The organism is Streptomyces sp. NPDC048288 (assembly GCF_043201555.1).
Lineage (GTDB): Bacteria > Actinomycetota > Actinomycetes > Streptomycetales > Streptomycetaceae > Streptomyces.
The window spans coordinates 54288-78420 of the sequence record NZ_JBICZD010000018.1 but is presented as its reverse complement, the minus strand read 5'-3'; the positions used below and the strand labels follow the sequence as shown (position 1 = coordinate 78420).

24 protein-coding genes and 1 pseudogene are annotated in these 24133 nt (G+C 71.5%); 15 read left to right on the top strand and 10 right to left on the bottom strand.

The annotated features are described in order from the left end of the window. Positions 1 to 13 precede the first annotated feature (13 nt). A complete protein-coding gene (locus ACGFZS_RS44235; protein WP_393799901.1) occupies positions 14 to 772 on the top strand; it encodes a response regulator transcription factor in 759 nt (252 codons plus the stop codon). Then, positions 769 to 2325 (top strand): sensor histidine kinase, encoded by a 1557-nt coding sequence (locus ACGFZS_RS44230; RefSeq protein ID WP_393799900.1) that lies wholly within the window; start codon positions 769 to 771, stop codon positions 2323 to 2325. The genes ACGFZS_RS44235 and ACGFZS_RS44230 overlap by 4 nt, the downstream gene beginning before the upstream one ends. A 140-nt stretch (positions 2326 to 2465) precedes the next feature. Here ACGFZS_RS44230 and ACGFZS_RS44225 read toward each other — a convergent pair whose 3' ends face one another. Then, on the bottom strand, positions 2466 to 2762 hold the full coding sequence (locus tag ACGFZS_RS44225; RefSeq protein ID WP_393799899.1) for a hypothetical protein: 297 nt from the start codon (positions 2760 to 2762) through the stop codon (positions 2466 to 2468). A 157-nt stretch (positions 2763 to 2919) separates the two neighbouring features. Between ACGFZS_RS44225 and ACGFZS_RS44220 the strand changes: the two genes are divergently transcribed. Further along, positions 2920 to 3117, top strand: coding sequence for a hypothetical protein (locus tag ACGFZS_RS44220; protein WP_393799898.1), 198 nt, complete (start codon positions 2920 to 2922; stop codon positions 3115 to 3117). 98 nt (positions 3118 to 3215) lie between these two features. Beyond that, the gene (locus tag ACGFZS_RS44215; RefSeq protein WP_393799897.1) at positions 3216 to 3743 is read left to right on the top strand and encodes a hypothetical protein; all 528 of its coding nucleotides are present in this window, start codon (positions 3216 to 3218) and stop codon (positions 3741 to 3743) included. Positions 3744 to 3920: 177 nt separating this feature from the next. Here ACGFZS_RS44215 and folE read toward each other — a convergent pair whose 3' ends face one another. The 3 genes from folE to ACGFZS_RS44200 all read right to left on the bottom strand — a co-directional run bounded on the left by folE (position 3921) and on the right by ACGFZS_RS44200 (position 7273). Further along, the gene (gene folE, locus ACGFZS_RS44210; protein WP_393799896.1) at positions 3921 to 4526 is read right to left on the bottom strand and encodes a GTP cyclohydrolase I FolE; all 606 of its coding nucleotides are present in this window, start codon (positions 4524 to 4526) and stop codon (positions 3921 to 3923) included. A gap of 108 nt (positions 4527 to 4634) precedes the next feature. After that, positions 4635 to 5981, bottom strand: coding sequence for an aminomethyl transferase family protein (locus ACGFZS_RS44205; RefSeq protein WP_393799895.1), 1347 nt, complete (start codon positions 5979 to 5981; stop codon positions 4635 to 4637). A gap of 335 nt (positions 5982 to 6316) precedes the next feature. Continuing rightward, complete coding sequence (locus tag ACGFZS_RS44200) at positions 6317 to 7273, bottom strand: LacI family DNA-binding transcriptional regulator (protein WP_393799894.1); 957 nt, start codon at positions 7271 to 7273, stop codon at positions 6317 to 6319. A 310-nt stretch (positions 7274 to 7583) separates the two neighbouring features. Here ACGFZS_RS44200 and folP point away from each other — a divergent pair, with 310 nt between their 5' ends. The 6 genes from folP to ACGFZS_RS44170 all read left to right on the top strand — a co-directional run bounded on the left by folP (position 7584) and on the right by ACGFZS_RS44170 (position 14201). Next, on the top strand, positions 7584 to 8474 hold the full coding sequence (gene folP / locus ACGFZS_RS44195) for a dihydropteroate synthase (RefSeq protein WP_393799893.1): 891 nt from the start codon (positions 7584 to 7586) through the stop codon (positions 8472 to 8474). Between the two features lie 125 nt (positions 8475 to 8599). Further along, positions 8600 to 9946 carry an aminomethyl transferase family protein gene (locus ACGFZS_RS44190; protein WP_393799892.1) on the top strand — a complete coding sequence of 449 codons (1347 nt, stop codon included), beginning with the start codon at positions 8600 to 8602 and terminating at the stop codon, positions 9944 to 9946. 83 nt (positions 9947 to 10029) lie between these two features. Beyond that, entirely contained in the window at positions 10030 to 10902 is an 873-nt protein-coding gene (locus ACGFZS_RS44185; protein ID WP_393665265.1) for a methylenetetrahydrofolate reductase, read from the top strand. After that, positions 10899 to 11807, top strand: a complete 909-nt coding sequence (gene purU, locus ACGFZS_RS44180; RefSeq protein WP_393665263.1) for a formyltetrahydrofolate deformylase — start codon at positions 10899 to 10901, stop codon at positions 11805 to 11807. The genes ACGFZS_RS44185 and purU overlap by 4 nt, the downstream gene beginning before the upstream one ends. Before the next feature lie 251 nt (positions 11808 to 12058). Then, positions 12059 to 12916, top strand: a complete 858-nt coding sequence (locus ACGFZS_RS44175) for a bifunctional 5,10-methylenetetrahydrofolate dehydrogenase/5,10-methenyltetrahydrofolate cyclohydrolase (protein ID WP_393799891.1) — start codon at positions 12059 to 12061, stop codon at positions 12914 to 12916. A gap of 76 nt (positions 12917 to 12992) precedes the next feature. Next, entirely contained in the window at positions 12993 to 14201 is a 1209-nt protein-coding gene (locus ACGFZS_RS44170) for a chorismate-binding protein (RefSeq protein WP_393799890.1), read from the top strand. On the opposite strand, the gene ACGFZS_RS44165 is transcribed toward ACGFZS_RS44170, so the two are convergent. Together ACGFZS_RS44165 and ACGFZS_RS44160 are read right to left on the bottom strand one after the other, a co-directional pair. Further along, a complete protein-coding gene (locus tag ACGFZS_RS44165; RefSeq protein WP_393799889.1) occupies positions 14089 to 15153 on the bottom strand; it encodes a cobalamin-independent methionine synthase II family protein in 1065 nt (354 codons plus the stop codon). The genes ACGFZS_RS44170 and ACGFZS_RS44165 overlap by 113 nt on opposite strands. Positions 15154 to 15294: 141 nt before the next feature. Beyond that, positions 15295 to 15930, bottom strand: coding sequence for a TetR/AcrR family transcriptional regulator C-terminal domain-containing protein (locus tag ACGFZS_RS44160; protein WP_393799888.1), 636 nt, complete (start codon positions 15928 to 15930; stop codon positions 15295 to 15297). Positions 15931 to 16295: 365 nt separating this feature from the next. On the opposite strand from ACGFZS_RS44160, the gene ACGFZS_RS44155 reads away from it, so the two are divergent. Beyond that, positions 16296 to 17366: an MBL fold metallo-hydrolase gene (locus ACGFZS_RS44155; RefSeq protein WP_393799887.1), complete on the top strand. Its 1071-nt coding sequence runs from the start codon at positions 16296 to 16298 to the stop codon at positions 17364 to 17366. A gap of 315 nt (positions 17367 to 17681) precedes the next feature. Here the strand turns inward: ACGFZS_RS44155 and ACGFZS_RS44150 are convergent, their stop codons facing one another. The 4 genes and pseudogenes from ACGFZS_RS44150 to ACGFZS_RS44135 form a co-directional block, all read right to left on the bottom strand. Continuing rightward, positions 17682 to 18401, bottom strand: coding sequence for a hypothetical protein (locus tag ACGFZS_RS44150; protein ID WP_393799886.1), 720 nt, complete (start codon positions 18399 to 18401; stop codon positions 17682 to 17684). 86 nt (positions 18402 to 18487) lie between these two features. Beyond that, a complete protein-coding gene (locus ACGFZS_RS44145) occupies positions 18488 to 19807 on the bottom strand; it encodes an aminotransferase class I/II-fold pyridoxal phosphate-dependent enzyme (RefSeq protein WP_393799885.1) in 1320 nt (439 codons plus the stop codon). Between the two features lie 443 nt (positions 19808 to 20250). After that, positions 20251 to 20391 (bottom strand): annotated as a pseudogene (locus ACGFZS_RS44140) (IS5/IS1182 family transposase); the annotation flags it as partial. A 242-nt stretch (positions 20392 to 20633) separates the two neighbouring features. Further along, positions 20634 to 20981, bottom strand: a complete 348-nt coding sequence (locus ACGFZS_RS44135) for a hypothetical protein (protein ID WP_393799884.1) — start codon at positions 20979 to 20981, stop codon at positions 20634 to 20636. Between the two features lie 129 nt (positions 20982 to 21110). On the opposite strand from ACGFZS_RS44135, the gene ACGFZS_RS44130 reads away from it, so the two are divergent. The 4 genes from ACGFZS_RS44130 to ACGFZS_RS44115 all read left to right on the top strand — a co-directional run bounded on the left by ACGFZS_RS44130 (position 21111) and on the right by ACGFZS_RS44115 (position 23919). Further along, positions 21111 to 21989, top strand: a complete 879-nt coding sequence (locus tag ACGFZS_RS44130) for a hypothetical protein (RefSeq protein WP_393799883.1) — start codon at positions 21111 to 21113, stop codon at positions 21987 to 21989. 179 nt (positions 21990 to 22168) lie between these two features. Next, entirely contained in the window at positions 22169 to 22639 is a 471-nt protein-coding gene (locus ACGFZS_RS44125) for a hypothetical protein (protein ID WP_393799882.1), read from the top strand. Between the two features lie 579 nt (positions 22640 to 23218). Beyond that, positions 23219 to 23380, top strand: a complete 162-nt coding sequence (locus ACGFZS_RS44120; RefSeq protein WP_393799881.1) for a hypothetical protein — start codon at positions 23219 to 23221, stop codon at positions 23378 to 23380. A 14-nt stretch (positions 23381 to 23394) separates the two neighbouring features. Next, positions 23395 to 23919, top strand: coding sequence for a GtrA family protein (locus tag ACGFZS_RS44115; protein WP_393799880.1), 525 nt, complete (start codon positions 23395 to 23397; stop codon positions 23917 to 23919). Positions 23920 to 24133: the final 214 nt, after the last annotated feature.

Genomic DNA, 24133 nt, shown 5'->3' with positions numbered 1-24133 from the left:
GGAGGAAGCCGGAATGAAGCAGCCCGAACCCACCACGGTCACCCGGGCACCGTCCCGCGCGGCCGGCTCGCTCCTGGTGGTCGACGACGAACCCATCGTCCTCGAACTGCTGCCCACGGCCCTGCGCCACGCGGGGTTCACCGTGACGACCGCCGCCAGCGGCGAACAGGCCCTGGCCGCCGCCTACGAGAACCCCCCGGACCTCGTCGTGCTCGACGTCATGCTGCCCGGCATGAGCGGCTTCTCCGTGATCCGCCAGCTGCGCGAGATACCGGACAACGCCACCGGCGAGACCGGCCGCCGCCGGATGCCGGTGCTGTTCCTGACCGCCATGGACACCACCGAGGACATCCTCAACGGCCTGCGCCTGGGCGGCGACGACTACGTCACCAAACCCTTCGACCTCCAGGTGCTCATCGCCCGTATCCAGGCCATCCTGCGCCGCACCGGAGGCCCGGCCGGCCCCCTGATGGCCGTCGGGGACCTGGAGCTGGACCCCGACGCCCACCAGGTGACCCGTGGCGGGGAGCCGGTGCGGCTGTCGCCGACCGAGTTCCGGCTGCTGCACTTCCTGATGCTCAACACCGGCCGGGTGGTGTCCAAGGCGCAGATCCTCGACAACGTCTGGCACTACGACTTCGCCGGCGAGACCGGCATCGTCGACACCTACGTCAGCTACCTGCGCCGCAAGCTCGACCCGCGCGGCGACGCGCCCCGACTCCTGCACACCGTCTACGGCCAGGGGTACGTGCTGCGCGGGCCCACGCCGTGAAACCCCTCCTGTCCCGGCTGCGCAGGAGCGCCTACCGGCTCTCCCTGCGCAGCCGACTGGTGCTCCTGACCGTCGCCCTGCTGACCGCGGGCCTGCTGGCCTCGACAGTCTTCGTCAACCACCTGCTGCGCGGCTATCTGCAAGGCCGCGCGGACAGCCAACTACGGCCCGCCGCAACCCTGTTCGCCCACATCCCGCCGACGCTCGCCCCGGACTCCACGACCTCGCCGCGCCCGCTCTCGCAGGCCGCCGCCACCCGCCTGTCCGCCCTGAACCTCTTCGACATGCCCGTCGTCGTCTACCTGGACGCCGAAGGCCGCACCGTCGGCGCGCTGGACCTGGGGTCGAGCGCCGGCACCGGCCCTGAACTCTCCGCCCTCGACCGGACCGCGGTCGCCGCGCACGGCAGCGGCCCCTTCACCGTGCCCGGCCGGCACGACGGACCGCGCTGGCGGGTGACGGTCCGCCCGCTCGCCGCCCCGTCCACGCCGCTCGCCCGGACCACCGACCGGCGGGCCGTGTCGGTGGTCGTGGCCACCTCCCTGGGCAAGGCGGACGCCACCGCCGACCGGCTGTGGACCATCTCGCTCGGCGTCGCCGCCGCCCTGCTGGCAGTGCTTGCCGTGGTCGGCCGGTTCGCCGTGCGCTCGGGCTTCCGCCCCCTGGCCAGGATCGAGGAGACCGCGACCGCGATCGCCGCCGGAGATCTGTCCCACCGCGTCCCCGACCTGGCCGACCCCCGCACGGAAGTCGGCCGACTGGCCGCCGTCATCAACGACATGCTCGGCCAGATCGAGATTGCCTTCGACGCCCGCTCCCGCTCCGAGGCGCGGATGCGGCGCTTCGTCGCCGACGCCAGCCACGAACTGCGCACCCCGCTGGTCGGCATCAAAGGCTCCACCGACCTGTACCGCATGGGCGCCCTCTCCGGGCCCGGGGACATCGACCGCACGATGACCCGCATCGCCGGGGAGGCGGAGCGGCTGGCCCGCCTCGTCGAGGACCTGCTGAAACTGGCGCGTCTCGACGAGTCGCAGGCCGGCCACCCCACCGGCACGGGGTTGCGGCTCGCCCCGACCGACCTGCGCACCCTCGCCGTCGACGCCCTGCACGACGTACGCGCCCTGGACCCCACCCGCCCGGTCGACCTCACCGGCCCCGGCGGCGGCCCCCTGGGCTCGGCAGCGGCCCTGGCCGACGAGGCCGCCCTGCGCCAGGTCGTCTCCAACCTGGTCGGCAACGCCGTCACCCACACGCCCGCCGGGAGCCCCATCCGTATCGGCGTCGGCACCACCGACGGCCACGCCGTCCTGGAAGTCGCCGACCAAGGACCCGGAATGACCGAGGAACAGGCCGAGCGCGCCTTCGAACGCTTCTACCGCGCCGACAGCTCCCGCTCCCGCTCCTCCGGCGCCGGTGCCGGACTCGGCCTGTCCATCGTCCGCTCCCTCGTGACGGCCCACCACGGCCGCGTGGAACTGACGACCCGCCCCGGCCGAGGCACGACGTTCCGCGTCCTGCTACCACCGGCCCCGAACCGACATCCGCAGTGAGCCGTGCCCGCCAGCCCACCATGTGCATCACCGTACGGTCCGCTCCGCGCGGCCTTCTGTTCCCGGTGCGGGACCGGAGTGGCGGCGGGCGGTGCCCCGGCTGCCAGGAGCACACGAGGGCGCGCGCGACGACGACTTCGTCAGCTCACTGACGCGCCCGGAACCAAGGCCAAGCCGGAGGCCGTGAGGAAGGCTGCGAGGCCGATGGCTCCGCCGTGGGTGCCGTCGTCCCATTCGACCAGGGTCTCCGAGAGACCGTCGTTCCAGGAGTCCGGTGTGTCGATGTCGGGGCCAGGGTGCCGCTCGACGCAGCCCTCGCCGTGCCGGTACCGGAAGTACAAATACTGGCCCTCCACCGTCCAGGCATCCCACTGGGACGGGTAGGCGGAACACGTCTGCACGACCCGCACCAGCATCAGACCCTCGACCTCACCCATCCCGAGATGGTCGCGCGACCGCCGGGCCCGGGCAAGCGACTTCAGAGACGCCGACACCGACCGCGTCAGGAAGCAGCGGCATGACCTGCCAAGGCGCCTTGCCGAGACCGGTCCCTTCCCCCTGCGCCCTCGGCAACTTGCCGCGATCCCTGGACCGGTGACGGCCGAAGAGGCCGAGGCACTGGTTGCCTGCTTCGGCCCGGACGACGGCCATGGCGTTGCCTGGACGGTGTTGCACCTCATCGAAACCGGCCCGAATCCAGTCCTGACGACCTGGGCGGACCCGGACGCCAATGAGGGGCACCACCGGCGCAACAACGGATCGGTGTTCGATGCCCCAGCCCCGACGACTTGACGAGTCGGCACCGTGAGGTGCCTCCGGGGGCCCGGCAGTTGCGACGGTGTTCGGTCCCGGTGGGGCGCGGTGTGGCCGGGGTGGGCATACTCGAGGATATGAAGGTTCCGGTCCGTATCCGGCTGTTCGCGGCGTTGACGCTGCTGATCCTGTGCGCGGGATCGGCGGCGGGCTACGCCGGTCTTCGGCTGGGAGGCTGGCTGGGCGCGGGTGCCGGGATTCTGGCGGGTACGGGCGCGGTGCTCCTGTCCGCGAGGATCACGATCTCCCTGTGGCACCTGCAGACGCACGAGCTCCTGAAGCGGATCGTGGCGGGCGACGGCAGGACGGAGGCATCGGCGGATGCCGTCCTGCGGGGGATCATGCTGTACGAGGCGGCGGTCTTCCCGCTCGCCGCCGACGGGGCCAGCGCCGCGGAACGGCAGTCCCGGCGCTCCGTCGCGTACCAGGTGGCCGCCTTCGACGACTTGCCGCTCTCCGTGCGACTGGCGGCCGCCGAGACGCTCGAAGTCATCGACCAGGGCGAGGACCGGGAGCAGGCGCGGGCCGCCGTGTGGGCGCTGGAGCAGACGGTCCGCGAGTGCCGCACCGGTCACCTCGACGCCCGTGACGAGCAGACTTCCTGACCACCGGCGCCTTGGGAGAGTGCGGCAGCGCCCGTTCCCGAGCTGTCGTACGGCCGTGCTCCGAAGGCGTTCGTTTGGGCGTCGATCGAGCACGCGTACGGTTCGGCCGAGGAGGGGCCGACCGAGGCGACGGCGGTACGAGAACGGGGTCCCGGTTCGCCCGGCGCCTCCCGTAGGTCAGCGTGTGAGGATCAGGCTCATCGCCTCGGCGCGGGTTGCCGGTCTGCGCAGTTGGCCGCGTACGGCTGAGGTCGTCGTCCGCGCACCGGGCTTGCGGATGCCACGGGCCGACATGCACATGTGCTCCGCTTCGACGACCACGATCGCGCCGCGCGCGTGGAGGATGCGCATCAGGGCGTCGGCGATCTGCCCGGTGAGCCGTTCCTGGATCTGGAGGCGGCGTGTGTAGACGTCGACCAGGCGGGCCAGTTTGGACAGTCCGGTGACCCTGCCGTCCTCGGCGGGGATGTAACCGACGTGGGCCGTACCGCGGAACGGCAGCAGATGGTGCTCACAGAGACTGACGATCTCTATGTCCTTGACCAGCACCATCTCGTCGTGGCTGAGCTCGAAGGTCGTGGCCAGGACGTCCTCGGGCTCCTGCCGCATCCCCGCGAGGAGTTCCCGGTACGACTGTGCCACGCGGGCCGGCGTCGCGCGCAGGCCTTCGCGATCCGGGTCCTCGCCGATGGCGAGAAGCAGTTCCCGGACGGCGTTCTCGGCTCGTCGGGCATCGAATCCGCCCGTGCGAGCGTCGACGAGGGGTATTACGAGGTCGGTCATGAGCTTCTCGTCTCTACGGCCGGGCGGGACAAGTCACCGTGACGGCTGAGCGGAACGGTGTCCGCCCGGTGACTCGCCCCGCTGTTCACGGGCCGGGGTGGAATGCGGTCAGTGCTTGCCGCCGGCGAAGGGCCGGCGGGAGACGGTGGCGCGGATCTTCGTCTGGGAGTGACGCTCCACCGTGGGATTGGCGGAGCCGCCGTCCGGTTCGCCCCACACCAGCTCGACCTCCTGGCCGTAGGTGAGTTCGTCCTCGTCGATCATGCAGACGGAGATCCAGCCCCGGACGTTGGCCGTGTAGCTGCACAGGGTCGACACGCCGATGAGACGGCCGTCGCATTCGATGCGGTCGACCTGCGAGGCCGCGTAGAAGGCCGCGGGCATCTCGATGTGCTTGAAGCGACGTTCGCCCTGCTCGTACTGGCTGGCGAAGATCCGGGCGACGTCGTCGCGGTGCCAGGACAGCCATGCCTTCTTGCGGTGCTTCTCGCCGCGCTTCGCCTCCAGGGCCGCACGGCCGATGAAGTCGTGGTCGAACTTGAGGATATGGCCGTAGCCGAGGTCCCAGGGGGTGACGTAGTAGTCCTCGACCCGGTCCGAGACGAAGCTGCCGCCGAGGGAGAGGCTGCCCTCGAAGCTCCGGGCGTTCGCCCACTCGCGGTAGGGCTTCATCGCGTCTCCGGAGTAGACCGCGGGGACGGTGTTGGCGATCCAGCCCGACTCCGTGGCCACGGACGCGTAGGCGCGCCCGCCGACCTGACGGACCCCGAAGGACTCGCCGGCCTCCAGGATGGTGTCGCGGACGTCGTCGAGGTGCTCGTAGGGGCCGAAGAACTCCAGGCCGGGGAAGCCGGACATGCGGTGGTTGAGCGCGGTGACCTCGTGCTTGCCGATGCTGAACTTCCCCATCGAGAAGAACGGGATGTCGGGCATGGGGCCGCCGTTGACCCTCTCGAAGACGGCCGCCGCGTGCGGGCCCTGCAGCTGGAGACGGAAGAACTCGCGGCCGTTCGGGTTCTGCGCGGTGCGCTCGTCGCGGCGCAGGGTGACGTCGTAGCCGCCGGTCTCGGCATGGAACTGGACCCAGTTCAGCGCCGGAGGCCGTCCGACGAGCCGGACCAGGTTGTCGGCCAGGCAGAACAGGATGCAGTCGCCGACCATGTAGCCGTCGTAGTTGACGGCGATGAACTGCTTCGCCTTCATCGGGCCGAAACCGGCGAAGGTGTTGGCGCCGACCTCCGACAGCAACCGGTAGCAGTCCGGGCCCTCGACCGTCAGATCGGTCATGTGGTGGGACAGGTCCATCAGGGCCGCCGAGTTGCGCCACGACTCCTGCTCGTCACGCCAGTTGGTGAACTCGGCCCTGATCGGGAAGGGGTACGCGCCGGAACGGCCGCTGCGCATCAGGGCCAGCGGGCCACCGCTCGCCTGGATCTGGTCTTCGAGATGTGCCATCAAGCTCTCCATGTCATCGCGCGGTGTGCGGGAAAGGCGGCAGGGGCGGCGACGGTCGCCGTGCGAGGTGACCGACGGACAGGGCGCCTGGATGCCCTGGGCGGGGCCGCCGACCGAGGTGCCTGCATCGGCGTGGAACCGTACGGTACGGTACGCCTCCGAGGCGTCACAAGGCGCGCACCGAGATCCAAGTGCCGCCTTTCAGTAGGGCTTTGCCCCCTCTGAGCTGCGCGGATGGCGAAGTCTGCGCGCTGCGCAGGCTTACCTTGCGCTCCATGGAGGGGTGCGTCCCGCGGTGCGGCTCCGAGGTGGAAAGCCGCTCGTCGTGCCGGCGGTCAGACCGACTCGCGCACGACGACCCGGGCGGGCGGCGGGCGCAGGCCGCTGGTCTCGAGGCCCAGGGCGAGGCGGGCGCTGAGCCGGCCGTGCGCCTCGGCGTCGATGTTGACCGTGGTCAGCGCGGGACTGGCGTACGCGCCGAACCCGTTGTCGTCGAAGCCGATGACGGCGAACTCGTCGGGTACGCGGCGGCCGAGGTCGCGCAGCGCCATGAGCAGGCGCAGGGCGACATCGTCGTTGAACCCCGCGAAGGCGGTGACCCCGGGTGCGTCGGCCAGGAACCTTCCGACGGCCTCGGCGCAGGCGGTCCGGTCACGAGGGACGGCAAAGGAGGCCGGGACGGGGATGTCCATGTTCATCGCGGCGTGTCCGGTGAACTTCAGGCGGGCCGCGGCCAGGGGGGCCTCGATGTCCGGCAGGGCCAGGGCGACCTGGGTGTGGCCGTGTTCCACCAGATGACGGAGCTGCAGTGCGGAGTGGGCCGCGAGTCCGTCACGCCAGCCGCCTCCGAGGTCGTGGAGGTCGTCGCCCGTCAGATACGTCTCACCGAAGCGGATGACCGCGCGAGGGGCGATGGCGTCGAGTACCTGCTGGGTGGAGCGTGGCGTGTGGCGGCCGTGACGGACGAGCAGGACATGGTCGTGGGCGGCGAGTTCGGCATCGAGGCCGCGGACGTAACTGGAGGAGTAGTTGCCCTCCATGCCCGTGTCGATGTTCAGGACGACCACACGGGAGGAGCCTTCGCGCAGGGCCTTGGCGACTCCGTGCGGCACGTAGCCGAGATCGCGGGCGGCCTGCTGGACGCGGTCACGCGTCGCGGCGGAGATCGTCTGGCGCGGATCGTCGTTGAGGACGAAGCTGACGGTGGCACGTGAGACGCCGCTGGCCGCGGCCACGTCCTTCAGCGTCACTCTTCCGGAAGCGCCCATCACCCCTGCTCCGATGCGGTCCACGCGCCGCATCCTCCTCCGGGCCGGCGCGCTGCCATTCTAGGGACCCGCCCGTCACGCACGTGGCCGCCGCCCGGCCTGACACCTTCCGTACCTGCTCGTCCGCGCCCGAAGGCTTTCGGTGCAGGGGCTAGATCGATTTAGTTGACTCATGTAACGTGACCGCCATATCGATTGAGCAGTGCCTGCCCGCAGGTCCCGATCCGCGGGCCGAGGAGGTTCCCGAGCCGTGATTGAGATGGAATCCCCTGTCACCCTCCGGCCGGCGTCCGAGCTCCCTGACGGACTTCCGCGTCCCGGCAGGTGCCTCGTGATGGGGATACTGAACGTGACGCCGGACTCGTTCTCCGACGGTGGCCGTCATGTCGGCGCGCGACGCGCGGTCCGCCATGGTCTGCGGATGGCCCGCGAAGGCGCCGACCTCGTCGACGTGGGCGGGGAGTCGACCCGTCCGGGGGCCGAGCCGATCCCGGTGGCGGAGGAACTGTCCCGGGTCGTGCCGGTGGTGCGGGAACTGGCCCGCGCCGGAGTCTCCGTCAGCGTCGACACCATGCATGCCGAGGTGGCGTACGCCGCTGTCCAGGCGGGGGCGTGCCTGGTCAACGACGTCAGCGGCGGTCTCGCGGACCCGGCGATGGGGGCCACCGTCGCCGAACTGGGCGTTCCCTACGTCGTGATGCACTGGCGGGCACCGAGCCGCGAGATGGATCGTCACGCGATCTACCGGGACGTCGTGGGCGAGGTCGTCTCGGAGCTTCTCCGGCGTGTCGACGCGCTCGGCGCGGCGGGGGTGGATCCGGGGCGCGTCATCCTCGACCCCGGCCTGGGCTTCGCCAAGCACGCAGCCCACGACTGGCGGCTCCTCGCGGAGCTGCGCACCGTGCGGGCCGCCGGTTTCCCGGTGCTCGTCGGCGCCTCCAGGAAGCGCTTCATCGGCGCGGCGCTCAGCGGGCGCGCGGACGGCGGGACCGCGCCCCGCGCCAGGGACGCGGCGACCGCCGCCGTCTCCGCGCTCGCGGCCGCCGCCGGGGCGGCCTGTGTGCGCGTGCACGATGTCCGTTCCAGTCTCCACGCGGTCTGCATGGCCGCGGCCTGGGCCGACGGCGGCCGGACGCTCTCGCCCGGAGTGGCCCGCCGGACGCCCGACGAGAAATGTGCCTCATGGGTCTCGCCGGAGAAAGCGGCCTCTGCTAGCTTGCGCTAGATCGATTTAGCTCCGAGTTCACCCCTGTCCGCGCGGGCCGCCGTCGGACCATCACTAGATCGATTTAGCTCCGAACTAGCCACCGATTCAGTCACCTGATGGATCTCCATGAAAGAAGGAGCCGCATGGCAATCCCCAGCCTCCAGGACGGCATCGACAAGGCCGGCTCGCCCATCGACCTGCTGTGGAAGCCCGGCGCCGAGCCGTGGACCCCGGAGGTCGTCGCCCGCGAGTACCACGGCTGGCGGCAGGAGCAGACGGCCTGGCACGAGGGCGTCGCGCTGCTGAACCTGTCGCACCACATGTACGACCTGTGGATCGAGGGCCCTGACGCCACCCGGCTGCTCGCCGACCACGGCGCCAACAACTTCGAGAAATTCGCCATCGGGCAGGCCAAGCAGTACGTGCCGGTGACCCGCCACGGGCACATCGTCACCGACGGCATCCTCGCCCGGGAGGCCGAGAACGCCTACCTGCTCAGCGGCATCCCGGCCGCCCAGCACTGGGTGCGGTACCACGCGGAACAGGGCGGCTACGACGTCGCCTTCGAGACGGACGCCTCCAGCGCCTTCCGGCCCGGCGGCGGCGATCCGAAGCTGTTCCGCTACCAGATCCAGGGACCGGGAGCGCTCGAACTCATCGAGAAGGTCTTCGGCGCCCCGATCCCCGAGACGAAGTTCTTCCACGCCACGCCGGTCACCCTGGACGGCCGTGCCTTCAAGGCGCTGCGCCACGGCATGGCGGGCCAGGCCGGCTACGAGTTCATCGGCCCCTGGGAGTACGCCGCCCACGTGCACGACGCGTTCCTCACGGCCGGCGAACCCCTCGGCCTGATCCAGGTCGGCGCCCTGGCGTACGCCACGCCGAGCGTGGAGAGCGGCTGGATCCCCTCACCCGTCCCCGGCATCTACTCCGACCCGGAGCTGGCGGAATACCGCCAGTGGCTCCCGCTGTTCGGCATCGAGGGCAAGCGTCCGCTGAACGGCAGCTACTTCTCGGAGGACATCGAGGACTACTACGTCTCCCCGTACGAGCTGGGCTACGGCAAGCTGATCCACTTCGGCCACGACTTCCTGGGCCGCGACGCCCTGCTCGCGGCCAGGGAGGGCACCGGCCTGCGCCGGAAGGTGACGCTGGTCTTCGACCCGGACGACGTGCGCCGCGTCCTGGGCGGGGGAGCGGACCCGGGCTTCGTGCTCAGCTACGCCCGCCACCGGGTGGAGACCTCCGCGGGCCTGGCCGGCGTCACCATGCAGACGGCGTCCATCGACCCGGTCGGCACGCTCCTGTCGCAGACGCTGATCGACGCCGCGCACGCCGAGCCCGGCACCGAGGTCGCGGTGGTCTGGGGCGAGCACCCCGGAACCGGTACCGACCCCGAGGCCGACCTCGGGTTCCCGCGCATGCGCGCCACCGTCCAGCCCAGCCCGTACGACCGCCACGCCCGCACCGAGTACCGCCGCAACGCCTGACGCGGAGCAGTACCCCCGCGGCCCGGCCGGCGCCTCACCGCACGGCTGCCGGCCGGACCGCGTCCCTCACCACTAGGAGCACGATGAGCCAGCTCAGTACGGCTTCCGCGGCGGTCAGGACGTCGCTGCTGGAAGACTTCTCCCTGGAAATGACCGGCAAGGACGTACCCAAACTGGAGGAGGCCAGCCACCTCATCCCGCGGGGCACGCGGATCAACGTCACCTTCCTCGGCAACGAGAACCTGCCGATGCGCCTCGACGCCGCTCGCGCGGTCAAGCGGCTCGGCTTCGTGCCGGTCCCGCACTTCTCGGCCCGCCGGCTCGGCTCGCGCGCCGATTTCGAGCAGTTCCTGGCCGGACTCCAGGCAGACGGGACCGAGAGCGACGTCTTCGCCATCGGCGGGGACCCCGCCCGCCCCGAGGGCCCCTACGAGGACTCGCTCGCCCTGATCGAGTCCGGCCTGCTCCGGGAACACGGCGTACGGCACGTCGGTATCAGCGGCTACCCGGAGGGCCACCCCGCCATCAGCGGGGAGAAGCTGTGGTCGGCGCTCCGTGACAAGAGCGCGGCCATAGCCGCCCAGGGCCTGGACGGCAGCATCATCACGCAGTTCGGATTCGACGTCGATCCGGTCCTCACCTGGGTCGAGCGCGTCCGCGACGAGGGCATCGGCCTGCCGATCCGCATCGGTGTCCCCGGCCCCGCCGGGGTACGCCGGCTCATGGGCTACGCGGCCCGGTTCGGCGTCGGGACCAGCGCCTCCATCGCCAAGAAGTACGGCCTGTCGCTCACCAACCTGATGGGCACCGCCGGCCCCGACCGGTTCCTGCACGCCCTGGCGGACGGCTACGACCCGGAGCGGCACGGCACGGTGAAGATCCACTTCTATACGTTCGGCGGGCTCAAGGCCACCTCCGAATGGATCGACCGGTTCAGGAAGGACGCCCGCGCATGACGATCACGCAGACCGCTCCCGCCGGTAACGCCGGCAAGGGCAAGGAGGCGGACCACCAGGCGTCGCTGATCGTCCAGGGCGCCGACGCCACCGGCATCGTCGCTGCGGTGACCTCGGTGCTCAGCAGGCACGGCGCGAACATCGTCTCCCTCGACCAGTACTCCGACAATCCGCAGGGCGGCGCCTTCTTCCAGCGCACCGTCTTCACCCTCCCCGGCCTCCAGGCCGTCCTGCCCGCGCTGCGTGCCGACCTCGACGAGCACCTCGCGAAGGAGTTCGGGCTGAGCTACACCCTGCGCGACATGTCGGCACCCAAGCGCGTCGCGATCTTCGCCTCCAAGTCCGACCACTGCCTGCTCGACCTGCTCTGGCGGCACCGGCAGGGCCAACTCCCGGTCAGCATCCCCATGGTGATCTCCAACCACCCCGATCTGGCCGAGGAGGTACGGTCGTTCGGGATCCCCTTCTTCCACGTCCCGTGCCAGGGGGCCGACAAGTCGGCGGCCGAGGCCGAGCATCTGCGGCTGCTCAAGGACAACGTCGACTTCGTCGTCCTGGCCCGCTACATGCAGATCCTGTCCGGCGACTTCATCGCGAAGGCCGCAGTTCCGATCATCAACATCCACCACTCCTTCCTGCCGGCCTTCATCGGCGCCGGGCCGTACGCCAAGGCCAAGCAGCGGGGCGTGAAGCTGGTCGGGGCCACCGCCCACTACGTCACCGAGGACCTCGACGAGGGCCCGATCATCGAGCAGGACGTCGTCCGCGTCACCCACGCCCACACCGCCACCGACCTCACCCGCCGCGGCGCCGACGTGGAACGGGCGGTGCTCTCCCGCGCCGTGCTGTGGCACGCCGAGGACCGGGTGATCCGCGACGGCAACCACACCATCGTCTTCGCCTGAATCACCGTTCACTCGTACCCCCCCGACAGGGAAACCCGCCCGGAACAGGGACAGGTGGTCTTGTCGTGCGCCGGAACAGGCCGTCGGGGCGGCGGACGCGGCAGACGCGGCGGACTTCCGCACGGTCCACCGCGGTGCTCGCCGCCGCCCCGCCCCCCGGCGCCGTACACCGTGGCCGCACCAGGCCGCGGTATCCGCAGCAGTCCTCCCCACCGGGCGAATCGTTCGCCGGCAGAAAGCGGTTCGCCACCATGACACACACCATCGACGGCGCGGAGATCGCCCGCGCCATACGGACCCGGGTCGCCGAGCGAGTGGCTGCGACCACCGGACCGGTACCCGGACTCGCCACCGTCCTGGTCGGCGACGACGCCGCCAGCGCCGTCTACGTCGCCGCCAAACGCCGCGCCATCCGGGAAGCCGGCATGCGCGACGTCCACCGCCATCTACCGCACCAGGCCACGCAGTCCGAGGTGGCGGCGGTCATCGACGACCTGGCCGCCGACCCCGACGTCTCCGGCATCCTCCTCCAACTGCCCCTGCCCGCACAGCTCGACGCCCCGCCGCTGATCGACCGCATCCCCGTCACCAAGGACGTCGACGGCCTGACCACGGCCAGCGCCGGCCGACTGGCCCGGGGCGAACGCGGGTTGCGCCCGTGCACGCCCAGCGGCGTCATCGAACTCCTCGACGCCGAGGGCGTCGCACTCAAGGGCGCCCGCGTCGCCGTGGTCGGCTGGGGCGAACTCGTGGGCCGTCCCCTCAGCCAGTTGCTGCTGCGCCGCGGGGCGACGGTGACCGTCGCCCACGAATTCACTGCCGACCTCGCCGCCGTGACCCGCCCGGCCGATGTCGTCGTGGTCGCCACCGGTGTGCGCGGCCTGATCGGCCAGGAACACGTCAAGCCCGGCGCGACCGTCATCGACGTCGGCATCCACCGCACGCCGGGCGGCCTGACCGGCGACGTACGCGCCGCCGAACTCGACGGCATCGCCGGCCGCATCACCCCGGTTCCCGGCGGAGTGGGCCCGATGACCATAGCCATGCTCCTGGTCAACACACTCCAGGCCGCCGAATGGAGCGCCGGACGTGAAGCCGTCCCCGCGTAGCCGGCGCACGCCCGCGCGTTGCCGGGCACCACGCGGGACCACCGAGCCCCCCCAAGCGCACAGGAAGGCGCGGGACATGAAGGATCTCCCACCCGTGGCCCGGTTCGGCGGCCGCGTCATGACCGGACTCCTCGACGTCACCTCCGACCCGGCGGCACTCGACTCCCGGGGCGTGTGGGCCGTCGTGGCCGGTTTCGAAGGCCGGCTGACCTGTGCCCGCTTCCGAGACATCCGAGATATCCGAGACATACAGCCGCTGCCGCGACGCGCGGCCCCGGCAACCCGGTGGAACGGGCCCGGACGGGCCGCGTGGTCGACGTCCCTGGACCGGGCCGCGTACACCGCCGGGGTCCGGCGCATCCGCGAGCACATCGCGGCCGGCGAGGTGTACCAGGCCAATCTGTGCCGTGTCCTGTCGGCCCCCGTCGCCTCCGACGCGGACATCGAAGCCCTGGCCGATCTGCTGGCCTCGCGCCACCGGGCGCCGTACGCCGGGATGATCAGGCTGCCGGAGCACGGCATCGAGGTGGCGTCGGCGTCCCCCGAGCTGTTCCTCCGGCGGACGGGGAGAGTGATCGAGTCCGGTCCCATCAAGGGCACCGGACGCACCGAGGCCGACCTCCTGGAAAAGGACCACGCCGAGAACGTCATGATCGTCGACCTGGTCCGCAACGACCTCGGCCGGGTCTGCGCGACCGGCAGTGTCACCGTCCCCGGACTGTGCGCCGTCGAGAAGCACCCGGGGCTCGTGCACCTGGTCTCCACCGTCCGGGGAGAGCTGCGGGACGGTGTCGGCTGGGCGGACCTGCTGGCGGCCGCGTTCCCGCCGGGCTCGGTCACCGGCGCGCCGAAGACCAGCGCCCTGCGGATCATCGAGGCGCTGGAGACCGCGCCGCGCGGGCCGTACTGCGGTGGCGTCGGATGGGTCGACGCCGACCGTCGTACCGGCGAACTCGCCGTGGGCATCCGCACGTTCTGGATCGACCGGGCACACGGCCGACTCCTCTTCGGGACCGGAGCGGGCATCACCTGGGGGTCGGATCCCGACCGGGAGTGGGAGGAGACCGAACTCAAGGCGGCCAGGCTCCTGGCCATCGCGTCCCGTGTCGAGCCGGGACAGACACCGGCCGACCAGCTGCCACCGGGGTCGGACGACGGCCCTCGAACGCCCGTCAGCCCCACACCAGGCGGGCCGTCTCGGCCACCAGCTCCAGTTTGCGGCGCTGGTCGTCGACGGTCAGCAGGTGCCCCCGACCCGTCGAGGCGAACCCGCACCGCGGGCTGAGGGCGAGCTGCTCCAGGGGAATGTACTGGGAGGCCTCGTCGATACGGCGGCGCAGCGCGTCGACCGACTCCAGCTCCGCCACCTTGGACGACACCAGCCCGAGCACCACGGTCTTGGTGGGCGGAACGAACCGCAGCGGCTCGAAACCACCGGAGCGCTCGGTGGCGTACTCCAGCAGGAAGCGGTCGGCCTCGACCTCGGCGAAGACGCGTTCCGCGATGTGCTCGTAGCCTCCCTGCGCGGACCGGGCGCCGCGCGTGTTCCCGCGGCAGAAGTGCAGGGCGACCGTCACCCGGGGCCGGTGCGAACGCGCCGCGCGGATCAGGGAGTTGTCGGTGTCGATGACATGGCCGAGATGGCCGTCCAGGTCCTTCACCCGGCGCATCCGGGCGGCCTCGGAGCCGATCGTGGCCCAGTAGGCCGGGGAGTCGAGCTGGAGCCAGGTGACACCGGCGCCGAGCAGGTCGGCGATGTCCTGCCGGTGGATCCCGGCCAGCGCGGCGACCGCGTCCTCGGGGGCCGGGTAGACGGCGCCGGACACTCCCGGCCGCCAGAAGCCCGCCACCGTGGTGGGACTCGCCATGGTGATCTTGTACGGTCCGGGGGAGTTGCCGGCCAGCCACCGCGCCTCGGCGAGCGACAACGGCGACCGCCGGAACAGCGGGGCGCCGATCGTGACGGGAGCGCCCTCGCCCTCCGTCGCGGGCACCAGGCCACCGACGGTCTCCACCACCGAGGCCACGAAGTCGTCGCGCCGCACCTCGCCGTCGGTGAACATCTGCATCCCGGCGTCCACTTGCACCTTGAGCGCGGCGGCCGCGGCCGCGTCCTCCAGCTCACGGAGACGTTCCGCCGTCACCGTGCCCCGCCGGAACTCGGCACGGGCCGCCAGGAGTTCGGCCGGGCGATGCAGGCTTCCCACATGCTCGGCCCGGATGGTCGTCGTACCCATGGGTCATCCCTCCGTGCGGTGCCCGAAGCGCGCGGCGGCGGCTGCCGACGATGGCAGCGACCGTACGGTACGGTACGGTACGAGCCGAGGGCAAGGGGCAGGCCGCCGGACGGCATCGGCCCCGGGCATCAGCACCGGGCATCAGCCCAGAGTGTCGGCCCCGGGGACGGACACCCCGCGGAGGAAGACCCGCACCGCTTCGACGACGGACGCGCGCACCTCGGCCTCCGTCAGCTTGTACGGAGCATCGGTGAGCAGCCTCATCTGGGCGTCGCCCAGCATGGCCTGGTACAGCTGCGCCGCCGCGCGGAGCGGGTCCTCGACCTCGATCAGACCGTCGTCGCACGCCCGGCGCAGGCTGCGCCCGAGCACCGCGTACCCGGCGGCGGGCCCGTGCTCGAAGAACGCGTCCCCGATCCCCGGGATGCGCCCCGCCTCGGCGGTCACCAGCCGGTGCAGGGCGATGGCCTGCGGGGTGAGGACGATCGAGGCGAAGTGCTCGCCGAGGGCCACCAAGGTGTCGGAAAGGCTCCTGTCGCTCGGCGAGAAGGCCTGCAAGGGATCCGACCACTCGTCGCAGAGCGATTCCACGGCGGCGCGGAAGAGCGCGCTCTTGTCGGAGAAGTACCGGTAGAGGGTGCCCTTCGACCCGCCCACCACTGCCAGTACATCGTCCATGGAGACACCGCTGTAGCCACGCACGATGAACAGCTCCCCGGCTGCCCGCACGATGAGTCGCCGCCGGTCCGTCGCGGTCATTCTCCGCTCGCTTGCCATGTCCTGGATGTTATGGGACGGCGCAGGGCCGCTTTCCCGCGGTTCGGCCCGGCCTGTCCCCGGCGGGTCGGCTCGGAGGCGCAAGCGGCAAACGCGGTACCTAATGTTGCGCTGCCGGAAGGACCGTTTCGTACCGAGCTGTGGACAGATCCCGGGCCGCTGGACACCGTGGCACGGCAACAGGAGAGATCACGGATCCCTCCCGCCGCGTCGACGCAGCCGTGCGCGCCCTCGTGCTCGCGGCTGCTCCGGTGAGCCGAAGAAAGGTCCCGAGCATGTGCCAGGCCGCAGATCCCATGTCGTCCAGCAACCCTGAGGCAACCGAAGCAGGCCGCGCGCCGCAACAGACGGCCACCCGCAGGACGATGCTCGCCGGACTCGCCGCCACCGCGGCGGCGGCCGCGGGGCAGTGGACCGGTACCCAGACCGCGGCCGCGGCCACGGCACGATCCGCGTCCCCGTCCGGCGCGCCGCTCTCCCTGACCCTGCTGGGCACCAACGCCGGTCCGGCGCCGCTCGCCACGCGGTACGGCATCTCCTCCGCCCTGGTCGTCAACGGCAGGACCTACGTGGTCGACTGCGGACGCGGAGCCGTCAGCCAGTACCTGCGGGCGGGCCTGTCGATGCCGTCGCTCACCGGCATCTTCCTGACCCACCTGCACGCCGACCACGTCGTGGACTACTTCGCCTTCCCCATGCTCGCCGCCGGCGCCTCGGGCGGTGTCGGCTTCGCCGCCCCGATCGCCGTCCACGGGCCCGGCCCGGCGGGCGTCGACTCGACCGTGGCCGCCGCTTCCGGCCCGGTTCCGGGCACCGTGGAGATGACGGAGCTGGCGGCGCGGGCGTACGCCGCGTCCCCCACCTTCTTCATGACCGAGCACGCGGGCATCGACCCCATGACGCTGCTGCGCGTCCACGACGTGCTGCCGCCGGCGAGCACCGGCGCGTCGGCCACGAACACGGCCCCGGACATGGCCCCGTTCACCGTCATGGAGGACGACGACGTGAAGGTCACCGCCGTGCTGGTCCCGCACGGCGCGGTGTTCCCGGCCTACGCCTACCGGTTCGACACCGAACACGGCAGCGTCGTCTTCTCGGGAGACACGGCACCGAACACGAACGTGGTCCGACTCGCCCGGCACGCGGACGTCCTGGTCCATGAGGCCGTCTACCCGGCCGGGCTGGCGGGCCTGGGGCTGCCCCAGGCCCTCATCGACCACATTCTGGCCACCCACACGGACGTCGCCGACCTTGGGCGGATCGCGGCACAGGCCGGCGTGCGGAACCTGGTCGCCACCCATCTCGGCCCCGGTGACGCGGCGGTGGTCCCCGACGCGACCTGGCGCAGGCTCCTCAAGGACAGCGCACGCCGAGGCGGCTTCACCGGCCGGGTGGTCCTGGGCGAGGACCTGCTGCACTTGCCCGTCGAAAGGTGAACCCCACCCGGCATGACCGACCGCGACGCCGCGAAAGAGCTCAAGACCGTCAGCCGCCCGAGCCCGACGACATGCACACGACTACGAACGGCTCATCCAGCACGCGGAATCGCCGAGCACTTGGGCCGCGATCACGTTCATGCCAGGCATCTCATCCGCCGGACCTCCCGCAGGAACGGTCAGGCCACCTCCAGCGAAGCACAACGGGACTGATGCGTGCGCCTGGGGACGGTGACCACCGTCTGCACCCAGAACCGCTGGAATCCGGGCCGTAGTCCACTCTCCGACGCCTCGGCGAACAGCACCGGCGCCGTTTCAGCGGCCGGTGTAGTCCGCGGCGAGCCGGTCGAGGAACGTCATGAGCTTGGCGTTCATCTCGGTGTAGTCGTTGGCGCGCAGCTGATCGGGCTGCTGGACGAAGGGCCGGTCGGCGAGCAGGGCCAGTTCCTTCTCATCGTGCTCGATCAGGGCCTCGACGCAGTCCGGGGTGAACTCCATGTGGCACTGGAAGCCGTACACGTAGCGGCTGTAGGCGACGATCTGACGGGGGCATCCGGCGCTGGTGGCCAGCACCGTCGCGTCGCCGGTGAGGCCTGGCATGTCGTTGTGCCAGTGGCCGGTGCGGAAGGAGTCCTCGAAGCCGGCGAGGAAGGGGTGCTCGCGGCCGGCGGCCGTGAGGGTGACCGGGAAGGAGCCGATCTCCGTGTTCGGGCTGGGGGCCCAGGTGGCGCCCAGCGACTCGCCGACAAGCTGGGCGCCCAGGCAGATACCGATGACCGCCTTGTCCGCCTCGACGCAGGAGGAGATGAGGGCCTTCTCCGCGGCGGCATCGAAGTGCGCGCACTCCTCGACGGTCGTGCTGGGCTGCTGAGGGCCGCCCATCACGATCAGCAGGTCTATGTCCTGGCTGGACGAGGGGAGCGCGTCGCCCTCGTAGACCCGTGAGAATCCGAGGTCGTACCCCCGGGAGACGGCCCAGTCCTCGAAGGCCCCCGGGGCCTCGAACGCCTCGTGGACGACGATGTGTGTGCGCATGGCTGTGCCAGCCTCTCTGTTTCCGTGTGTCATGGGAGCGGTGTGGTGCGGTGGCTCATGCCGCCCGGCGGAATGGCCGGGGCGGGTCAGGCGGGGTGGACGGGGAGGACGGCGGCGAGGTCGTCGGTGAACTCGCGTGCCTGCTGCGCGGTGAGCGTGGAGGTGGTGACCCGGATCTCCTGACCGGTGCCCCCGGCCCCGGCGGCGAAGAGGTGGCCGGGCTGGACCGCCCACCCGCGCCGGGCCAGCGCATCCGCGACCGGACGGGCCCGCGTGCCCAGCGGCACCCAGACGTTCAGCCCGTCCGGCCGGTAGCCGGCCGGACGGCCGATGCCCCGCTCGCCCAGCGCGGCGAGCAACAACGCGCTGCGCTCGATGTACGCGTCGCGCGCCCGCGCGGTCAGGCCGTGCACCTGCGGATCGCTCACCAGCCGGTACACCGCGTGCTGCAGCAGCCGACTCACCCACGTCGTGCCGGTGTTGAGCCGCGTCTGCAGACGCTGGGCACTCTCCTCGTCGGTGGCGGCAATCGCGAGCCGAAGGTCCGGCCCGAGGAACTTCGACACCGAGCGCACCAGCGCCCACCGGGACATCCCGGGCGGCGTGATCCGGTGGTACGGCGTGCTGGAGACGGCCCAGAAGTGATCATCCTCGATGACCAGGACCTGGGGATGCGCCGCAAGGACCGACCGCAGTTCGGCGGCGCGCTCGCGGGTGACGCTCACACCGGTCGGGTTGTGGGCCCGCGGCGTGCACACCACCGCCCGCACTCCGCCGTCCAGCGCTGCCCGCAGCGCCATGGGCAGCATCCCCGCCTCGTCGACCGGGACCGCGACCGTGCGAAGACCGTTCAGCCGCAGGGTGCCGATGCTGGCCAGGAAGCACGGATCCTCCACCGCGACCGCATCACCCCTGGTGAGATATGCGTTCAGCAGCCGTTCCGTCGCGTCGACCGCGCCATGCGTGACCAGCACCCGGAAACCGTCCACGGCAACGTCCGGCGCGAAACGCTCCCGGGCCCAGGCGGCCAGGTCCGGATCGACCGCCGGCGACCCGTACAGCGCGGGCCGATACGCGCCACCATCGAGCGCCGACACCACATCGGGGAGCAGCTCCGGGTCGGGATTGCCGCTGGCCAGGTCGATCAGGCGGCCGCCGAACCACGCTCCCTCGCCCGCCAGTTGCGGCACCCCCGTCACGACCGTCCCACCGCGGCCGCGAGTCTCCGCCTCACCGGCGGCCACCAGCTGCCGGTACGCCGAGGCCACCGTGTTCCGGTTCACCCCCAGCTCCTCGGCCAGCTTGCGCACGGGCGGCAGCAGGTCCTGCGGCGCCAACCGACCCGACGCGATCAGGTCCCGCACACTGCCCGCGATCTCCGTCGCCGTCGTCCCGCTGATCCGCACCGGGCACCACCTCCTCCCGCGACCATAGCATTGGGCATAGGCCATAAAAAATATGTCCTATGCCAAACGCTCAACACACGCTCAGCTTGTTCTTCAATCTCCGTCCGGCCCGGGCAGGGTGGTTGGCGGGCCTTGGCGTGAGCGGTTGAATCGGGATGCGCTTTTCGGCGGGGCGGATCTTGTTCAGGCCGCGGCGCCTGGTCTGTCGTGGCTGCGGACTGTCACGGGTGTGGATCAAGCGGGCGAAGAACCGAGACGAGATCCTGCGTGCCGTCAGCCGGATCCGTGCCTCACTGGTTGCCGCCTGACCCCGCTGACCAGCCTACGAGCGGCACGCGAACTCGATCTCCGGTTCCGCTCTTCGACGGACATGCGGACGTCCTCCGCGCGTCCGTGTGCTCCGGCCCAAGAGGCACTTGGAGCCGTTTGAGCCGGTGCAGTCAGGCGCAGGTACGTTCGGCCATCCAGCGGACCTTGCCCTGTCCGGAGCCGTGGGCGATGCGGCGTCGGGCGATCACGGGCTTGATGCCGCGCTTCCACGGCAGGCGGCGGTACTTGTCGAAGTCGTAGCCCCGGTCGGCGTACGGAGCAGCCGCCGTCGGGCTCCGCCAAAACGTCCCGTCAGGCGACACCGGTCCCCAGCGTGAACAGGACACCGACGACCGCTGTTCGGTCAGGAACACGCAACCGCCCGGGTCGACGGCGGCCGTTCGGGAACAGGGCGGCAGCGGGACCACACGCTCCCACAGGCCGTCCGGAACAAGGTCAGTTCGCATTCGGACACCTTGCCGACCAGACCCCGAGCGCGAGGCCCGCGACGGCAAGCTCAGCAGGACGGGGCGCAGTGCCGTGTCGCCTGCGGACCGGCCAGGACATCGAAGCCGTACCCGAAGAAGGCGAGCCCCGCGACGGCCGCCGCCAGTCCGAGCGCGGTACGCCACCGGCCCTGTACAGCGACGAAAACAGCCAGGGCGGCGGCGGTCCCGCCGAACACCAGGACCGGCAGGCCCAGCCGGAGCAAGTCCGGGTTGGTCTCGCCCTCGAAACCGCCGAAAAGGCCCCTCCGGCCGTACGGGAGCCAGACCACGAAGCCCGCCAGCGCGCCGAGTACCGCGGTCAGGCACCCCGCGGCGCCGGTGGCGGCCTCGCGCCGGGCCGTCCGTTCAGTTTCCATATACGGGCAGACGCCTCACCGGCGCCGGGAAGTTCCGCCGACCCCGGACAGGTCCGGTCCGGGGTTCCGGCATGTCGCCCCGGCTGCGTAACGATGGGTTCCTGCGGCGATCGGAGGAAAGGGGGCCGGATGGCGACGTGGGGGGAGCGGGTGCCGGTCTGGACGGTGTCGGCGGCACTGGTGGGGGTCGGCTTCGGGATCTGGGTGGGCCTGGTGGTCACGTCCCAGTACCGAGAGGCAGATCTGTGGCCCGTCTGGGCGGCGCTTGCCCTCGGCTTGACCTGCGGTGCCGGGGTTGTCTTCGCGGTTGGTGCCCAGCAGTGGCGCGGTCTGCCTGAGGGCGAACGCCGATCGCGGCGCGAGGCGGCCGTCATCGCGGGCGCGGTGGCCCTGGTCGCAGTGCTCTATGGAGTCGTGGTGGCCTCCACGGATGCGCGTCCGGGGGCGTGGCGGGGGCCTCTGCTGGTGGGAACTGCCCTGCTCGGTGCAACGCCGATGGTCTGCGTCGCCTACTCGATTTGGAAGGCAACGGGCACTGACCGGAGTGCCACGGCTGCGGGCGAACTGCTGGAGTGGCTGCTGGCCCGTCGGCGGACCATGCGGGCGGCGGTGACCGGCCTGGGCGCGCTGGTCGCGCTGTCCACGCTGGCACTGGGGGCAGTTGTGCGTATGCAGGCTGAACTGGTGAAGGCGCACACCATGGCGTCGGCCGATGCCACCCCCTTCGAATACGTCCTGGTCTTCGGCGGCGTGGGCAGCCTGAACGTGGCCATCGCCTACGCACCGGCCGCGACCGGGCTACGCCGCCAGGCGCATCTCCTCGCCGAGCGGCTGTTTCCGCTGACCGGCATCGATGAGCCGACACAGCTCCTTGAGCGCGCCGAACAACGTGCGAGATTCGAACAGTTGCTGGGCGCCGAGGCGGGTCCGTTCGCCGATCTCCAGGCCGGCATCGTGGTACTCACCCCCTTGCTGGCCAGCGCTGTCGCGGTGTGGCTGCCGCACTGAGTCACCATTGCACCCCTGTCAGGAGGTCGCCGCCCCGCGCACTCGCCGCGGCCGGAGCCTCGGTGCCATACGCGCAGGTGGTTTGGCCGGGGCACCCCCTCGATCGGCCTCGTGCCCGCTCTACCTTCAGAACGTAGCCGAGTGGCTACGTTGAGTGAGAGGAGACAGGGATGCTTCCGATGTCCACGGGTCGACGGGTGGCCTTCGCCTCGGCGGCCCTGGTGCTGGTCGGCGCGGTGAGCGCCGGATCGGCTCAGGCGCGGTCCGCTGCTCAGGCACGGTATCCCGGGGGGCTCGTCACGTACTCGATCGAGTTCTCCAACCCGCAGGAGAAGGACGACAACAACCTTCCCGAACCCTACGGCAAGGTCTACGTGACCGATGGGGGCCTGCGGCAGACCACCCTGTGGGAGCACCCGGACCTGGACATCAACACCCCCACCGTCCCGCGCTACCCCGAGGCCGGCTACACCCACCGGTACGCCGACCACCTCATCACCGAGGTCTGTGCCTTCGTCGGGGAGGACGACACCGGCTACAACGCCGATGACGTCCTCGCGCAGGGCTGCGAGCCCTTCCACGGTCCCGGCGCGTACACCATCCCCGGTCCGAACGGCGAGGTGACGATCACCGTCTACCACATCGGCTGATTCTCACCGCGTGGCGCCCCGGCCCCCCCCCGGGGGCCGGGGGGCGCCCGGCGGGCCCCCGCCCGCTCGGCGCCCACCCCCCCCGCCCCCCCGCCCCGGCGGGGGGGGGGCCCCCCCCCCCCCCCCGGCGGGGGGGGGCCCCCGGGGGGGGCCCCCCCCCCCCCCCGGGGGGCCCCCCCCCCCCCGCGTCGGCGCGCAGCACGAGAGCGGCAAACCGAACCGCTCAATCGCCCCATGTGCCGGTCAGCCGCAGTGCGGCGGCCGACGGTGCGGGGAGCGGTCGCCGGCTCTGCCCGGAGCGCAAGGAACTGGTCGGATGGGCTGGAGTTGGTACGAGGTTCCACCGGCGTCCGAACCCGGGGCGGCATCGACCGGCGGAACGTCCGCGACTTCCGGAAGGCCCGCACGCAGCTCCCCGGCGACGCCGACGGCCACCCGGCCCGCCGACATGGCGCCTGCGTCCCGGAGGTGGAGCGGACTCCACCACCGATCCGGGTGGCCGGGTCCTCCTGGCGGCGCACCGGCCGCGGGAGGGTTGTTCCCACAAGGTCAACCCCTCCGCACGGACAGGACATCACGATGCCGCACACCAACGCAGCCGCGGTCCGCAAGCCCCGTACCGCCCGCCCGACCCCGGGCACCCCCGCGCCGGTCCGCCCGGCCACGACCGCCCACGTCGTGCCCCTCTGGGAGGCCATGGCCCTGCTCTTCGCTCCGGCCAAGAGCACGGAACGGCCCTGAGCCGCCGCCGCGTCATGCAGACCCAAGAAGAGCACCGGGCCACCACCCCGGCCGCCCCCGGCCCGCTCGCCTCCTTCGCCCGGTTCGTGCTGTTCGGCGGTGGGGTCGGTGTCCTCTCCAGCGGCGCCGTGACCCTGCTTGCCGGGGCCATGCCCTGGACGCTGGCCAACGCCGTGATCACCGTCGCCTCCACCGTCCTCTGCACCGAGTTGCATGCCCGCTTCACCTTCGGCACCGGCAGGCGGGCCGGCTGGCACGAGCACTGGCAGTCCGCCGGCTCCGCCGCCGTCGCCTACGCCGTGACCTGCGCCGCCATGTTCCTGCTCCACCTCGTCCAGGCTTCCCCCGGCATGCTGACGGAGCAGATCGTCTATCTCGGCGCCTCCGCCCTCGCCGGCCTCGGCCGCTTCCTCTTCCTGCGCCTGTACATATTCGCCACCGGCCGCCGCAGCCGGAACCAGGCCACGCCCCTGCCCTCCAAACCGAGCCTCACAGCGCCGCCGCCGCTGCCGCCGCTGGCTGTGCTCGCCGCGGCCTGACGCGGACGCGGTCACGATGCAGGCAGGACCCTGGCCGTTCCCAGCCGCCGACAAGGGGGATCACCAGGGCCCGATGCGGGCATCCGTCCCCAACGCGAGGGGAAAGGCCGACGCCCTCCTCCCTCCCTTGCAGGGCTGACGGGACCGCCGAGCAGGGCGCAGCGCCCGCAGCTGAAACGATCCAGTCCCGTAAGGTTGACGGACAGCCGACGCA

What these genes read in the sequence shown, in the direction of transcription:
- ACGFZS_RS44235 (WP_393799901.1), top strand. Translation starts at nt 14, where the DNA reads ATGAAGCAGCCCGAACCCACCACGGTCACCCGGGCACCGTCCCGCGCG.
- ACGFZS_RS44225 (WP_393799899.1), bottom strand. Translation starts at nt 2,762, where the DNA reads ATGGGTGAGGTCGAGGGTCTGATGCTGGTGCGGGTCGTGCAGACGTGT.
- ACGFZS_RS44215 (WP_393799897.1), top strand. Translation starts at nt 3,216, where the DNA reads ATGAAGGTTCCGGTCCGTATCCGGCTGTTCGCGGCGTTGACGCTGCTG.
- folE (WP_393799896.1), bottom strand. Translation starts at nt 4,526, where the DNA reads ATGACCGACCTCGTAATACCCCTCGTCGACGCTCGCACGGGCGGATTC.
- ACGFZS_RS44205 (WP_393799895.1), bottom strand. Translation starts at nt 5,981, where the DNA reads ATGGCACATCTCGAAGACCAGATCCAGGCGAGCGGTGGCCCGCTGGCC.
- folP (WP_393799893.1), top strand. Translation starts at nt 7,584, where the DNA reads ATGGGGATACTGAACGTGACGCCGGACTCGTTCTCCGACGGTGGCCGT.
- ACGFZS_RS44190 (WP_393799892.1), top strand. Translation starts at nt 8,600, where the DNA reads ATGGCAATCCCCAGCCTCCAGGACGGCATCGACAAGGCCGGCTCGCCC.
- ACGFZS_RS44185 (WP_393665265.1), top strand. Translation starts at nt 10,030, where the DNA reads ATGAGCCAGCTCAGTACGGCTTCCGCGGCGGTCAGGACGTCGCTGCTG.
- purU (WP_393665263.1), top strand. Translation starts at nt 10,899, where the DNA reads ATGACGATCACGCAGACCGCTCCCGCCGGTAACGCCGGCAAGGGCAAG.
- ACGFZS_RS44175 (WP_393799891.1), top strand. Translation starts at nt 12,059, where the DNA reads ATGACACACACCATCGACGGCGCGGAGATCGCCCGCGCCATACGGACC.
- ACGFZS_RS44170 (WP_393799890.1), top strand. Translation starts at nt 12,993, where the DNA reads ATGAAGGATCTCCCACCCGTGGCCCGGTTCGGCGGCCGCGTCATGACC.
- ACGFZS_RS44165 (WP_393799889.1), bottom strand. Translation starts at nt 15,153, where the DNA reads ATGGGTACGACGACCATCCGGGCCGAGCATGTGGGAAGCCTGCATCGC.
- ACGFZS_RS44160 (WP_393799888.1), bottom strand. Translation starts at nt 15,930, where the DNA reads ATGGCAAGCGAGCGGAGAATGACCGCGACGGACCGGCGGCGACTCATC.
- ACGFZS_RS44155 (WP_393799887.1), top strand. Translation starts at nt 16,296, where the DNA reads ATGCTCGCCGGACTCGCCGCCACCGCGGCGGCGGCCGCGGGGCAGTGG.
- ACGFZS_RS44150 (WP_393799886.1), bottom strand. Translation starts at nt 18,401, where the DNA reads ATGCGCACACACATCGTCGTCCACGAGGCGTTCGAGGCCCCGGGGGCC.
- ACGFZS_RS44135 (WP_393799884.1), bottom strand. Translation starts at nt 20,981, where the DNA reads ATGGAAACTGAACGGACGGCCCGGCGCGAGGCCGCCACCGGCGCCGCG.
- ACGFZS_RS44130 (WP_393799883.1), top strand. Translation starts at nt 21,111, where the DNA reads ATGGCGACGTGGGGGGAGCGGGTGCCGGTCTGGACGGTGTCGGCGGCA.
- ACGFZS_RS44125 (WP_393799882.1), top strand. Translation starts at nt 22,169, where the DNA reads ATGTCCACGGGTCGACGGGTGGCCTTCGCCTCGGCGGCCCTGGTGCTG.
- ACGFZS_RS44120 (WP_393799881.1), top strand. Translation starts at nt 23,219, where the DNA reads ATGCCGCACACCAACGCAGCCGCGGTCCGCAAGCCCCGTACCGCCCGC.
- ACGFZS_RS44115 (WP_393799880.1), top strand. Translation starts at nt 23,395, where the DNA reads ATGCAGACCCAAGAAGAGCACCGGGCCACCACCCCGGCCGCCCCCGGC.